This is a genomic window from Enterococcus lactis, assembly GCF_015751045.1.
In the GTDB taxonomy this organism is placed as follows: Bacteria; Bacillota; Bacilli; order Lactobacillales; family Enterococcaceae; genus Enterococcus_B; species Enterococcus_B lactis.
Genome location: NZ_BNJW01000001.1, coordinates 30666 through 44927, shown reverse-complemented (window position 1 = coordinate 44927; position 14262 = coordinate 30666). Strand labels below are relative to the sequence as shown.

Sequence of the window (14262 nt, the reverse complement as noted above, 5' to 3'; positions counted from 1 at the left end):
TAACAACATTTTTCAAAAATAAGAAAATGTTGTTTTATAGAACAAAAAGGTATAATTTTTAAGGAGATCTGGGAATTTTTTTATTCCTAGTCTCCTTATTTTATATGGAAAATGCTATAATTACCTAGAAGGAGTGAAGCTATGAACCATTTAGATTTATCTCAGCGCTTAGCGGCAGTTGGTGAATTTGTTCCTGAATCTGCTCGTTTAGCAGACATTGGATCAGATCACGCATACTTACCTGTTGCATTGATGCTAAAAGGAAAAATCAAATATGCAGTTGCAGGTGAAGTCGTTCAAGGTCCTTATGAATCAGCACGTAAGCAAGTCCAAAAAGATGGATTGGAAGACCGTATCACTGTACGTCTTGCAAATGGTCTAGATGCGATCCAACCGCAAGATGCTATAACGGCTGTCACGATCGCGGGTATGGGAGGTTCGCTGATCCGAGAGATCCTAGAAGCTGGCAAGTTGCATCAACGCCTAAGTGGACAAGAACGTTTGATCCTTCAGCCAAATATCGGAGAGCGTACGTTACGATCATGGCTGCAAGAAAATCAATACAAAATCCAATCAGAAAAAATACTTGAAGAAAACAAAAAAATATATGAAATTATTGTAGCCGAAAAAGAACAAAAACCAGTTACTTACAACGAAATGGAGCTGATGTTCGGACCATTTCTGCTCGAAGAGAAAAGTGAGATCTTCAAATCAAAATGGACAAGAGAGCTTCAACAAAGAAAAGCTATCCGTGAACAGCTCAAACAAGCAGCTAATCAAGAGGCACGTCAAAAACAAATCGAACAGGAAATCCAAATGATTGAGGAGGTTTTAGAGATATGACAATAAGCGGACGTACCTTCATCCAAAAGTTTGAGAGCTATTGTCCTCAATGGCTAGCTGAAGAAGGAGACCCAGTCGGACTGCATATTGGAACATTAGATAAACCGATTCAACGGGTAATGATGACATTAGATGTTCGCCCAGAAGTGGTCGAAGAAGCAATCGAGAAAAAAATCGATCTGCTGATTGCTAAACATCCCCCAATCTTTCGCCCTGTAAAACGGCTGACTACTGATCAGCCGCAAGAAAAAATGTATGCAGATCTGTTGAAACATGATATTGCCGTTTATGCGGCACACACGAATATGGATATTATTTGGGACGGACTGAATGACTGGTTTTGCGAACTGCTTGGTATTGAAGTGGAGAGTTATTTAGTGAAGACTCATGAAATCCATTATAAAAAACTGGCGGTTTATGTACCTGTGGATCATGCACAGAAAATGCGGGAAGCATTAGCTGCAGCTGGTGCTGGTACGCAAGGCGATTATACCGGTACAAGTTTTACCTCGATTGGACACGGTCGATTTACTCCGAATGTTGGTGCACAACCAGCGATTGGGAAAGTAGGGAAGGCAGAACAAGTCCAAGAAGCAAAAGTCGAGGTTATTTTGCCCGAAACAATCGAAAAACAAGTGATTGATGCCATGCAATCGGTTCATCCTTATGAAGAACCTGCGTACGATCTTTTCGCAATTGATGAACCAGTCGAAAAGTTTGGGCTAGGTCGAATAGGTGAATTACCGCAAGAAATCCCCTTAGAAACATTTGTGGAACAAGTAAAAAAAGTTTTCCAATTAGAAGGACTGAGAATCGTTCAGCCTCAAAAAACAAAATCATCCATCAAGCGTATTGCGATTTGCGGTGGAAGCGGCGAAAAATTTTATCCGCAAGCAATCGCTCAAAGAGCAGACGTCTATATCACCGGAGACATCTATTATCATACGGCTCATGATATGCAAAGCGCCGGGTTGATTGCAATTGATCCCGGACATTATATTGAATCGTTATGTAAGGAACGGTTCATCGAGAAATTTGAGACTTGGAAACAAGAAGAAAATTGGGATATTGACTTTTTCGTTTCTGAAACGAATACAAACCCATTTCAATTTAATTAAAGGAGAGAATACTATGTACGAAAATCTTTTGCCACGTTTTTTACGGTATGTCAAAACAGAAACACGCTCCGATGCAACAAGCAAAACGACCCCATCGACTCAGACACAAGTTGCTTTTGCACAAGAATTGAAAAAAGAATTAGAAGAGTTAGGTTTATCAGATGTTTTCTATAATGAAGACAATGGATTCGTTATGGGAACATTACCAAGCAATGTCGATCATGAAGTGCGTTCCATTGGATTTATTTCCCACATGGATACAGCAGACTTTAATGCAGTAGGAGTCAATCCACAAATCATTGAAAACTATGATGGAGAGTCTACGATCGTACTAGATGCGGAAGAACGTTACACGTTGAATACAAAAGATTTCCCAAATTTGAAAAATTATGAAGGCCACACGTTGATCACTACAGATGGCAGTACTTTACTGGGAGCAGATGACAAATCAGGGATTGCGGAAATCATGACTGCAATGGAGATCTTGATCAATAATCCTTCTATCCCTCATGGTACCATCAAAGTAGCTTTTGGACCTGATGAAGAAATCGGTGTCGGAGCGGATAAATTCGATGTTGAGCAATTCAATGTGGATTTTGCTTATACAGTCGACGGCGGTCCTTTAGGTGAATTGCAGTATGAAACATTCAGCGCTGCTCAAGCAAATATCACGATCCAAGGGAAAAATGTACATCCAGGGACGGCAAAAGATACGATGATCAATGCTTTACAGCTGGCCATTGATTTTCATAATCAGCTTCCAGCCGATGAAGTTCCAGAAAAAACAGAAGGATACGAAGGTTTCTTCCATTTGATGGCATTGAATGGGAATCCTGAAGAAGCTTCTATGAGTTATATCATTCGCGATCATGATCGTGAAAAATTCGAAGCACGCAAAGCACAAATCACACATATCCAAGAAGAATTGAATCAACGATTTGATCAAGAACGAATCAAAGTAGATATGTATGATCAATATTACAACATGAAAGAAATCATCGAAAAAGATATGAGCATCGTGGAATTAGCGAAACAAGCAATGATCGAGCTTGGGATCTCTCCAGTGATCGAACCAGTCCGCGGAGGAACAGATGGTTCAAAAATCTCTTACATGGGTATTCCGACGCCAAATCTATTTGCCGGAGGAGAAAATATGCACGGTCGATTCGAATTTGTTTCTTTACAAGTAATGGAAAAAGCAACAGATGTGATTGTTAAAATTGCAGAATTGAACACAAAGAGTTAAAATCGAAAAAGAACAGCTTATGACAAGGCGTTCGTCCGATGATGGAATGTCATCTGTCTAAGGCTAAAGGGCAGGACAATGGAATGGATTGTCCCGCCCTCTTTTTTGAAGAGTAAATAGGAGGTAAAGAATGAAAAAGCTGCTAGTTTTTTATAACAAAAGTTCAGGGAAAGATGAGGGGGAGAAATTAGCACGCTGGTTTCAAGATTATGTAAAAGAAAAGCAACCAGAATTATTTGTAGATTTAGCTGAAACTGGCCCGTCGATTGACCATGCGGATTTAGTCAAGAAAGCAGAAGCTATAGGAGCCGATACTCTAGTGATCATAGGAGGGGACGGAACGATCCATCATATCGTCCAAGCGTTCCAGCAAACGTTATCTCAGTATCATATCGGATTACTTCCAGGTGGAACAGTCAATAATCTCGCACGTGTCCTTGAGATTCCATTGAAGAAAGAAGAGGCTGCTGACGTGATTCTAGAAGGAAATGTCCGAAAAATAGACTATGGCCAAGTCAATGATGCAGTCATTATCTCTACACTGACAATCGGTATCTTAGCCAATACAGCAGTTTGGATCAGTCAAGAAGAAAAACAGCGTTATGGCTCGTGGATTTTTATCAAGAAATTCTTTAAGTTATTGCTGAAGAAGAAAAAATATCATTTGGATTTAGAAACAGACGAGGAGCATTGGAAAGGAAAATCTCAGTTATTGACAGTCACGATGTCTAACTCCGTGGGCGGCTTTACAAATTTCGACGATTCAGCGACCCCAGATGATGGAAAATTCCATGTAACGATCGTACCTTCCTTAGATATTTTCCGATTTATTTTTTATTTGCCTAGAATCATGAGAGGAAAATTCTATACGATACCTGGCATCACTTATTTCACAGCCAAACGCATGAAAATCAAAGCAAAGGAAAAATCTGTTGGCACTCGGACAGATGGAGACACGACAGATGATCTTCCAGTTGAATTATCTGTTGTATCAAAAGGATTAGCAGTTTATTCACCAAAAAAAGAAGAACAAGCTTAGAAATAGTAGTTAATAGAAAGTTGGAAGAAGAATAATGGATGTATTGTTGCACAATCCTTTGTGGTTTTATCTATTCATTGTAAATTTTTATTTATTTTGTCTGATGGGATATGATAAACATCAGGCTCGAAATGGCGGCTGGCGTGTACCTGAAAATAACTTGATATTTGTCAGTCTGTTAGGCGGTGGTTTGGGAGGATTGATTTCTCGGAAAGTTTTTCATCATAAAACAAGGAAAAAAAAGTTTACCGTAGGATTCACTGCGGGTGTGCTTGTTGATTTGATTCTCATTTATTTTTTCCATTAAGGAGCAGGAGATGTCATCTAAAGGAACGAAAATTAAAATCATTCTGAATCTGCTTTTGCTGATTGCGATTTTTGCTATTATTTATTATTTAATCAATCAATCATTTGCAGATATCTTTGCCGAATTAATGTCTACCAGTGTTGTCGTTTTGGCAGCCACTGTTATATTAGGGACAGTTTACCAAATCGCTGAAGGGCGCTCAATCAAAGAAATTGCTGAACCTTTCGCGCCGAATTTTACAACGAAAGATGGGTTCTTGACCTCTAGCTATATTGCGTTTTACCGAATCGTTTCGTTTGGTACAGGAACATTGATCTCGGAAATTTATTTTTATAATAAAAAAGGAATGAAACTGTCTCAGGGAGCAGGAGTGACAGCACTCCATATGATCATGTACAAACTTGCAGTGATTACCTATGCGTTAGCTGGCTTGCTCATCCAATTCTCTCTTTTTTATTCTAATAGTCCGTCAATGATCTGGTTTATTATTGCTGGAATTCTTTTGACGATCGTGATTGTTGCCTTTTTATTGGTAATGTCCATCAGTCTGAATGTCCAAATATTTTTTGTCAGCTTATCGAATAAGTTATTTAAGAGTGAGCGTTTGCGAAAATGGGTGGATACATGTAATCAGCAGATCTACTCTTTAAGGGAAACGGTCCAAACCATTATCCAAGACAGGACTGCGCTATTGCGTATTTATCTATGGAATATGTTGAAACTTGTATTTTGGTATGTACTTCCCTATTTGATTCTGATTGAAAACCATCCTAAAATAGATTTTCTACTGACCATTTCGTTTATCAGCTTTGCAGTAGTGCTTTCAGGGGTTATTCCTACGCCAGCTGGTATTGGCTCCTTTGAATTTGTCTACTTGTTATTGTTTAGACCAGTTGTCGGAACAGTTGACGCAGTTTCTTCGCTTTTGTTGTATCGTTTCAGTTCCTTTATCTTGCCATTTCTCTATGGATTTGTGTATGTGATTGCTGAACGGCGAAGAGTGATCAAAGAAGAAATAATAGAAGTAAAAAAAGAGAATAAAGAAAATCAAGGGTAGGTCTTTTATAAGATCTACCCTTTTTATCAAATCAAAGAAAAACGTTATGGGTAAGATAATTTTACGTTTGTTTTGCTCTTTTTTTGTATGTATACAATCAATTTTGTTTTTTTAAGATTTATATAAGACGAGAAAAAAAGTCAAAAAAACATGTGTATATTTTGACCAAAATTGACCAAAGAGATATAATAGTTTGTGTAAAGATCAAAGAAATAAGTGATCTTACCTTTAATTAGGAGGTATACCTGTATGAATATTGAGAAAATGACTACGACGCTTCAAGAAGCGATTGCTGAAGCTCAACAGATTGCGGTCACTCGAAAACACCAAGATATCGACATTGCCCATGTATGGAAAATCTTTTTACAACCTAATCATTTTGGTCGAAATTTCTATACGGATGCCGGATTGGATGTCGAATCTTTTGAACATGAAATCGATCGTCTACTGGATGAGTATCCAGTTGTTTCTGGTGGAAACGTCCAATATGGACAAAACCTCAGCCAGAATTTCTTTCGATTATTGAATGAAGCAGACCAAATACGTGAAAGCTTCGGCGACGAGTTTCTTTCAACGGAAGTCGTTATTTTAGCGTTGATGAAATTAAAAAATTATCCGTTAACTGTTTATTTGAATAAAAACGGATTATCTGAAAAAGAATTGCGTAAAAACATCGAAGAGATGAGAGGAGGAGAAAGGGTGACCTCGCAAAACCAAGAAGAACAATACAAAGCATTAGAAAAATACGGCGTTGATTTAGTACAGCAAGTCAAAAGTGGAAAAATGGATCCAATCATCGGTCGTGATGAAGAAATCCGTGATGTCATCCGTATTCTTTCACGAAAAACAAAAAATAATCCTGTTCTGATAGGAGAACCAGGTGTAGGTAAAACGGCGATCGTTGAAGGACTTGCTCAACGTATCGTACGCAAAGATGTGCCTGAAAATTTAAAAGATAAAACGATTTTTTCATTAGATATGGGTGCATTGATCGCTGGAGCAAAATTCCGCGGTGAATTTGAAGAAAGACTAAAAGCGGTCTTGAAAGAAGTCAAAAAAAGTGATGGGCGGATCCTCTTGTTCATTGATGAAATTCACAATATCGTAGGAGCAGGAAAAACAGAAGGAAGTATGGATGCCGGAAATCTGTTGAAACCAATGCTTGCTCGCGGTGAATTACATTTGATCGGTGCCACAACTTTAGATGAATACCGTCAATATATGGAAAAAGACAAAGCGTTGGAACGTCGCTTTCAAAAGGTATTAGTCAAAGAACCAACAGTGGAAGATACGATCAGTATTCTGCGTGGATTAAAAGAACGTTTTGAGATCCACCATGGTGTTAACATCCATGACAACGCACTGGTCGCAGCAGCTACTTTATCTGACCGTTATATTACTGATCGATTCTTACCAGACAAAGCAATCGATTTGATCGATGAAGCCAGTGCAACGATTCGGGTAGAAATGAACTCTATGCCAACGGAATTAGATCAAGTGACCAGACGTTTGATGCAGTTGGAAATCGAAGAAGCTGCACTGAAAAAAGAATCAGATGATGCAAGTAAAAAACGACTGAAAAATTTGCAAGAAGAATTAGCTGAACTTCGTGAAGAAGCAAATGCAATGAAGATGCAGTGGGAAACAGAAAAAGAAGAGGTCAATTCTGTTTCAGCAAAACGTGCTGAAATCGATAAAGCAAAACACGAATTAGAAGATGCAGAAAATAACTATGATCTGGAACGCGCTGCTGTATTGCGCCATGGTACGATACCTCAATTAGAAAAAGAATTGAAGGAACTAGAAACCAAAGCAAAAGACAGCGAGATCAAGATGGTTCAAGAGTCCGTTACCGAAAATGAAATTGCTCAAGTCGTTGGCAGATTAACGGGTATCCCCGTAACGAAACTTGTAGAAGGCGAACGAGAAAAACTGATTAAATTGAATGAAACGCTTCACAAACGAGTGATTGGTCAAGATGAAGCAGTTGATGCGGTCAGTGACGCGGTGATTCGTTCACGGGCTGGATTGCAAGACCCAAATCGTCCTCTAGGTTCTTTCCTTTTCCTAGGACCAACTGGTGTCGGAAAAACCGAATTAGCGAAAGCTTTAGCTGAGAACTTGTTTGACTCAGAAGATCATATGGTACGGATCGATATGAGTGAATATATGGAAAAACATGCTGTGTCTCGTCTAGTCGGAGCTCCTCCAGGCTATGTAGGTTACGAAGAAGGTGGACAATTAACGGAAGCTGTCAGACGAAATCCTTATACAATCGTCTTGTTGGATGAAATCGAAAAAGCGCATCCCGATGTCTTCAATATCTTGTTACAAGTCCTAGATGACGGACGCCTAACCGATTCAAAAGGGCGAGTAGTTGATTTCAAAAATACGGTTCTGATCATGACTAGCAATATCGGTTCACAGTTACTGTTGGAAGGTGTGACTGCTGATGGAACGATTCCAGAAGCAGTGGCTGAACAAGTCAACACGCTATTACGTGGAAACTTCAAACCAGAATTCTTGAACCGAATCGACGACACGATTTTATTTACACCATTGAGCCTAGACAACGTGAAAGGAATCGTTGACAAAATGGTGGCGCAATTGGCACAACGTCTGGAACATCAAGAAATCCTACTAACAATCAGTGATGAAGCCAAAACGTGGATCGCTGAAAATGCTTATGAACCAGCATATGGTGCCAGACCATTGAAACGATTTATCACTAAGGAAGTAGAAACACCATTAGCTAAAGAAATCGTTGCAGGGCATGTTATGCCTAAATCAAAAGTAACGATTACTTTACTTGATGGACAACTTCATTTCAAAACAGAAGAGCTAGAAGAAATCGTCTAATCTTCCATTGAGACTATAAAAGAAAAAGGGGTCTGACACAACTACTGTCAGACCTCCTTTTTTTCAAATAAACAGTGTTCCAGAAGTAGCTTTTTCGGATATAAGCCGAAATTTTTTGAGCTGTCCACTTCTGTCACGACCTTTGTTATTAAGTATTTTTCACTTTTTCTAATTTATAACTTTCAAAGTAACGCTCATCTTTTTTACTTTGAGACCAAGCAAACAATCCCATCAAGGCAGCACCTATCGTATTTGTCAGCAAGTCGCCCATCGTATCCATCAATGCTGCTCGTCCAACAAACAGTGTGCCATCAGAAGCAGCAAAACGTTGAAGATTCATGCCTAAGAACTGGTCGCATAAGAATTCCCAGAACTCCCAAAACACGCCGCAAAGTCCAGCAAACGCAAAGCCGAATAAGAGGAACAACCAAGGACTGGTTTTTGATATCTCCGCATCTTTCATCAAGTAACCAATCAATCCATAGCCAAGAGCTGTCAGAACCATTGGACTCACTGCATGTAAGATTTTGTCCCAAAAAGAGATGATACTAATCAAATGCATCCCTGTACCTAAAAAGACAGAGATAAATAAGAAAAACCAGTAAAACAAAACGATTGCTGCTGGAATTTTAAGTTTGAAAACTGTCAAAATGACTTGTGGCATGAAAATCAATGCAATCCCTAATAAAGATTCCACGATAAATGTGATTCCTTGAGAAGTCGAATACTTTTGGGTGATAAATTCATAAAAATTATAACAGACAACGAATACACCAAAAGCAAGTAAAGCTATTTGAACCTTTTTGATTTCTTTAATCACTGAAAGTCCCTCCATCTAAAAATCTTTTTACTTCTGAAAGCAACTCAGTCTCTGAAGAAACCACTTTTCCGTTCAATTTGATCAGTCCTACTGTATATAAGTTCAGATAGTGAAATTGATTCTCAGCTGTTTCCTGTAGCGCAGCGATTTTTTTCGGGTGGGCTCCGCCTTGCTGCCGGGTATCAGTATACAAGCCAATCACTGGGATACCTTTCGCATAAGCCACACCGATTTCTGATGCTACGCCAGCATCAATCGTCAATCCATCTAATAAAGCGATCATCAAATCGCTTTCCAGCACTTTTTCTGTATCTGCAAGAGCAATCATCCGACTGTCTGCATAAGCAGTTTTGTCATTGATTGCTTCATTTTCTTGAGGAAGATAAATTGAAAGTTTAGAAGAGATCTCTCTGACTTCTTTAACTATCTGCTCGTTATATAACAAATCACTTTTAGCAAACATTGGTGCGGCAAAATAAATTTTCATCTAAACATCATCCTTTTTATTAAAAATAATCGCTAAAGTAAGCTTCCATATTTGGAATAATACGCTCTAGTGACTTCAGTGTTTCTTCATCTGTTTCTAACCGTTCGATTCTTGCCAAATAAGAAGCACGTCGATAATTCATCATCAAGCATGTCAATGTTTGGATATTCAATCGAACAGGTTTTCCTATAGGTTCATTCAAGACACGGACTTGTCCTTGTTCATCCCATGTTAAGGCGAAGATGCCATTATTCCAAGGAGCGACAGGATCTTCAATGATGAAATGAAAAGCATCAGCTGTTCCAACAAACGGAAAATGTTGTAGGAATTCTTTTACATCAACGATCCGAGCCATAAAATATGGTTCGATCTGCTCTTTGATCTGACTGTCTTCAATCAAAAAAGCTAAGGGTTCATTTTTGTAAATATCTCCATGTACCCAGTAAATCATGGAAAAATGTGCGGAAATAAAGTTCCATAAGCCATTTCGAGCTTCTTGATCAAGATAGAACATTTCTTTTACGTGAAATATTTCTTCAGCTACCCAGTAGAATAGAACACCTCTTGGTTCATGATTGCTATCGTAGTAGACAGCGGCTGTGCGCTCATCTTCATTTTCGAAACGCCAATATTCTTCCCAATGAAAATTACTGCGGAATAAAGCACCATGGTTTCGTTGGGCAAATTTGTCATAAACGGCAAATACATCTGGATGATCAACTGGTAATCGTTCAACCATCCCACTTACTGGGACTTGTTTAGGTAGCTGTGTATCTCTGATTTTAAAGGAAAGTTTATCAGACATAATCTCCCATCCTTTGCGCCGATAATAGGGGATACTGTAAGGATACAAATAAGAGATCCATTGCTTGTTCTTGCGCATATTATCCAATGCAACGATGATTAAATCTTGCATCAATCCGTGGTTCGCATATTCTGGATAAGTTCCAACTCCAGTCACGCCTCCCATTTTATAACGTGCACCGTGAATATTGACTTCACAAGGATAGATAGCGATTTGAGAGATTAGTTTGTTTTCATGAAACCACCCGAACACTTTTGATACTTCTAAAATCGGTCTTTTGGAACGGATAAAAGCTCGTTTATTCTCAAACCCGCTTTCCTCGATATCTGCTTCAGTCACTTGGAACACATAGGAAAGTAATTCGTTGAACTGATCGATATGTTCTTGAGTGACTGGTTTTAATTCAAGATTTTCTCTAAAATCTTTTTGATCCATTTTTTCATCTCCATTTATTAGCTTGATAACAGTATAGCAAAATTCTACCAAAAAAACTTCTAAAGCTGACTAATTAAAAAGTCTTTAAATTACTGCTTTTCGTTGGTATAATGGAAAGTGCTGATTATATGAAAAGAGGAGACGCTATGGATATAAAGAAAATGAAAGAACGCCAAGAGCAGATTCGTAATTTTTCGATCATTGCTCATATCGACCATGGAAAATCTACATTGGCCGATCGTATTTTAGAAATGACGCACACTGTGACGTCTCGCGAAATGCAAGATCAGCTGTTAGACTCGATGGATTTGGAACGTGAACGTGGAATCACGATTAAATTAAATGCTGTAGAACTCAATTACACAGCGAAAAATGGAGAAACATATATCTTTCACTTGATTGACACTCCAGGGCACGTCGACTTCACCTATGAAGTCTCTCGAAGCCTTGCTGCCTGTGAAGGCGCCGTTTTAGTGGTTGATGCAGCCCAAGGAATCGAAGCACAAACATTGGCCAATGTTTATTTAGCGTTAGACAATGATTTGGAGATCCTGCCAGTCATCAATAAAATCGACCTACCCGCAGCAGATCCCGAACGTGTCCGTCAAGAAATCGAAGACGTAATCGGAATCGATGCTAGTGAAGCTGTATTAGCTAGTGCAAAAGCAGGGATTGGAATTGAAGATATTCTCGAGCAGATTGTGGAATATGTTCCAGCACCAAGTGGAGACTTAGATGCACCGCTAAAAGCTTTGATCTTTGATTCTATTTATGATAGTTACCGCGGTGTTGTTCTAAATGTCCGGATCACGGACGGTATGGTCAAACCCGGAGATAAAATCAAACTGATGAGTAATGGCAAAACATTTGATGTTACAGAAGTCGGGGTCTTCTCGCCAAAAGCAGTTGCTAGAGACTTTTTGATGGTCGGTGATGTTGGTTATATCACAGCAAGTATCAAAACTGTCCAAGATACTCGAGTAGGGGATACAGTAACATTAGCAGACAATCCTGCCGCTGAAGCTTTACCAGGTTACCGAAAAATGAATCCGATGGTTTATTGTGGTCTTTATCCAATTGATACTTCTCGTTACAACGATTTGCGGGAAGCTTTAGAAAAACTGCAATTGAACGATGCTGCTTTACAATTCGAACCAGAAACTTCTCAAGCATTGGGATTTGGGTTCCGCTGCGGATTCTTAGGACTTCTTCATATGGATGTCGTCCAAGAACGTTTGGAACGAGAATTCAATCTAGAATTGATTACGACTGCACCATCCGTTATTTACCATGTTAATAAAACAGATGGTACGACTGCTACAGTTGATAACCCGGCAGATTTTCCTGAACCTGTAACGATCCAAGATGTAGAAGAACCATTTGTCAAAGCACAGATTATGGTGCCCAATGATTTTGTCGGTGCAGTCATGGAACTTTCTCAACGAAAACGGGGTGAATTCATTACGATGGATTATTTAGACGATTACCGAGTAAATGTCGTCTATAATATTCCGCTTTCTGAAATCGTCTTTGACTTTTTTGACAAATTGAAATCAAGTACAAAAGGCTATGCCTCATTGGATTATGAAATGTCTGGTTATCAAAAAAGCAAGTTAGTGAAGATGGACATCTTGCTGAATGGAGAAAAAGTCGATGCATTAAGCTTTATCGTTCACCGAGACTTTGCCTATGAACGTGGAAAAGCAATCGTTGAAAAACTGAAAAAACTAATCCCACGCCAACAATTTGAGGTGCCAATCCAAGCAGCTATTGGACAAAAAATCGTTGCCCGTTCAGACATCAAGGCCTTGCGTAAAAACGTCTTGGCTAAATGTTATGGTGGAGATGTTTCTCGTAAACGTAAACTCTTAGAGAAACAAAAAGAAGGGAAGAAGCGGATGAAACAAATCGGCTCCGTCGAAGTTCCGCAAGAAGCCTTCATGGCTGTTCTGAAAATGGATGAAGAAGAAAGTAAGAAGTAGCAAGGTTTGTTTGAAAATAGTGTAAAAAATAAACCATGTTTACATGGATTTGCCACCGGTTTGCCACCGGTGGTTTTTTTCGGTGGCAAAAATCAAGAATTATTTCTAAGATTTTCCATGATATCGACCGTTTGATTTCTCATCTTATCTGTTACATGCGAGTAAGTATCCATCGTAATTGAAATTCTGCTGTGGCCCAATCGTTCAGAGATTTCTTTCATTTTTGCGCCATTTTCGAGAAGAAGTGTAGCATGAGTATGTCTGAGAGAATGGAAGTTAAAAGAGAGGGAGAGTGTATTCGATATCCTTCTAGTATTCCATTTCACTACACTTGGCGTAACTAGCCCACCGTCTTCCTTTGTACATACTGCATTTGAATCAATGTAGAGCTTTCCATACTTCATTCGATTTTCTAATTGTTGTTTCTTATGTTTTTTCAGAATTGCTAGCAAGGTTTGTCCAATAAAAATCGTTCGATTGGAACTGCTTGTCTTTGGTGTACCATATACCCATGCGCCATCATTCTTTACCATTTGTTTCTCTACAGTAATTGTTCCATTTGAAAAATCGACATTATCCCACGTCAGACCACAAACTTCGCCAACACGCATTCCCGTATAAAATCCAATATTCAAAGGAATATAGAAAGGATGGCCTTCAGGAGTGATTTCTAGCATATGATCAAAGTCCTCAAGAGAAATGATTTTTAGATCTTTTTTAGTCGTTGGTCGTTCTTCGTATTTTGGTATCTTTACATACAGCATAGGATTTTGCTTGATTAACCCCCAAGGATAAACCGCCATATTCAGCGCATTCTTAAGGACAGAGTGAGTAATAGTCATTGTTTTCTTCGAGTAACCCTTTTTAAATTCAGCATTGATGAAATTTTGTAAAAGAGCAGGGGAGAGATCCGTAAGTTTTTTCTTTCCTAAATAACCGTTTATATGATTTTTGATGGTAAATCGGTAGTTTTCATAGGTATTGTATTTTAGATTTAGTTTAACGTATTCCTCCATCCAAAAATCAAGGTATTGTTTTACTCGAGTATCCGTACCTAAAAAGTATTGTCCTGTTTCGTCAATATCTGATAAAACTTTTCGTAAAGCAGCTTCGGCCTCTGGTCGGGTGTCTCCGCCAACTTTCTCCACTTTTTTTCTTGAGCCATTATCATTGATATCTTCAAAATAATAATACCAACGTTTTCCACGTTTTCTCACACCGCCACGCATAAAATCAGTCCTTTCATATTGCTATGTCATTAGTA

General features: G+C 38.8%; 12 protein-coding genes. 8 read left to right on the top strand and 4 right to left on the bottom strand.

Annotated elements, in window-relative coordinates:
- Window positions 1-141 precede the first annotated feature (141 nt).
- The 7 genes from KFO35_RS00295 (at window position 142) to clpB (ending at window position 8469) form a co-directional block, all read left to right on the top strand.
- A complete protein-coding gene (locus KFO35_RS00295; protein ID WP_002309061.1) occupies window positions 142-843 on the top strand; it encodes a tRNA (adenine(22)-N(1))-methyltransferase in 702 nt (233 codons plus the stop codon).
- Complete coding sequence (locus tag KFO35_RS00290) at window positions 840-1961, top strand: Nif3-like dinuclear metal center hexameric protein (RefSeq protein ID WP_002313706.1); 1122 nt, start codon at window positions 840-842, stop codon at window positions 1959-1961. The genes KFO35_RS00295 and KFO35_RS00290 overlap by 4 nt, the downstream gene beginning before the upstream one ends.
- Before the next feature lie 13 nt (window positions 1962-1974).
- Entirely contained in the window at window positions 1975-3207 is a 1233-nt protein-coding gene (gene pepT, locus KFO35_RS00285; RefSeq protein ID WP_002291957.1) for a peptidase T, read from the top strand.
- A 130-nt stretch (window positions 3208-3337) separates the two neighbouring features.
- On the top strand, window positions 3338-4246 hold the full coding sequence (locus KFO35_RS00280) for a diacylglycerol/lipid kinase family protein (RefSeq protein ID WP_070703591.1): 909 nt from the start codon (window positions 3338-3340) through the stop codon (window positions 4244-4246).
- Between the two features lie 34 nt (window positions 4247-4280).
- Entirely contained in the window at window positions 4281-4553 is a 273-nt protein-coding gene (locus KFO35_RS00275) for a DUF1294 domain-containing protein (protein ID WP_002306567.1), read from the top strand.
- Between the two features lie 10 nt (window positions 4554-4563).
- The gene (locus tag KFO35_RS00270; RefSeq protein WP_002306568.1) at window positions 4564-5610 is read left to right on the top strand and encodes a lysylphosphatidylglycerol synthase transmembrane domain-containing protein; all 1047 of its coding nucleotides are present in this window, start codon (window positions 4564-4566) and stop codon (window positions 5608-5610) included.
- 249 nt (window positions 5611-5859) lie between these two features.
- Window positions 5860-8469 (top strand): ATP-dependent chaperone ClpB, encoded by a 2610-nt coding sequence (gene clpB / locus KFO35_RS00265; RefSeq protein WP_002291951.1) that lies wholly within the window; start codon window positions 5860-5862, stop codon window positions 8467-8469.
- Window positions 8470-8617: 148 nt separating this feature from the next.
- Here the strand turns inward: clpB and KFO35_RS00260 are convergent, their stop codons facing one another.
- Genes KFO35_RS00260 through KFO35_RS00250 form a run of 3 tightly spaced genes read right to left on the bottom strand, consistent with a single transcriptional unit; the run spans window position 8618 to window position 11016 of the window.
- Window positions 8618-9304: a DUF2238 domain-containing protein gene (locus KFO35_RS00260; RefSeq protein WP_002316308.1), complete on the bottom strand. Its 687-nt coding sequence runs from the start codon at window positions 9302-9304 to the stop codon at window positions 8618-8620.
- Complete coding sequence (locus KFO35_RS00255; protein ID WP_002314885.1) at window positions 9282-9776, bottom strand: nucleoside 2-deoxyribosyltransferase; 495 nt, start codon at window positions 9774-9776, stop codon at window positions 9282-9284. The genes KFO35_RS00260 and KFO35_RS00255 overlap by 23 nt, the downstream gene beginning before the upstream one ends.
- Window positions 9777-9795: 19 nt before the next feature.
- Entirely contained in the window at window positions 9796-11016 is a 1221-nt protein-coding gene (locus KFO35_RS00250; RefSeq protein ID WP_002291948.1) for a GNAT family N-acetyltransferase, read from the bottom strand.
- A 146-nt stretch (window positions 11017-11162) separates the two neighbouring features.
- Between KFO35_RS00250 and lepA the strand changes: the two genes are divergently transcribed.
- Complete coding sequence (gene lepA / locus KFO35_RS00245; RefSeq protein ID WP_002291945.1) at window positions 11163-12998, top strand: translation elongation factor 4; 1836 nt, start codon at window positions 11163-11165, stop codon at window positions 12996-12998.
- A gap of 92 nt (window positions 12999-13090) precedes the next feature.
- Here lepA and KFO35_RS00240 read toward each other — a convergent pair whose 3' ends face one another.
- Window positions 13091-14227, bottom strand: a complete 1137-nt coding sequence (locus KFO35_RS00240; protein WP_156271794.1) for a site-specific integrase — start codon at window positions 14225-14227, stop codon at window positions 13091-13093.
- Window positions 14228-14262 lie beyond the last annotated feature (35 nt).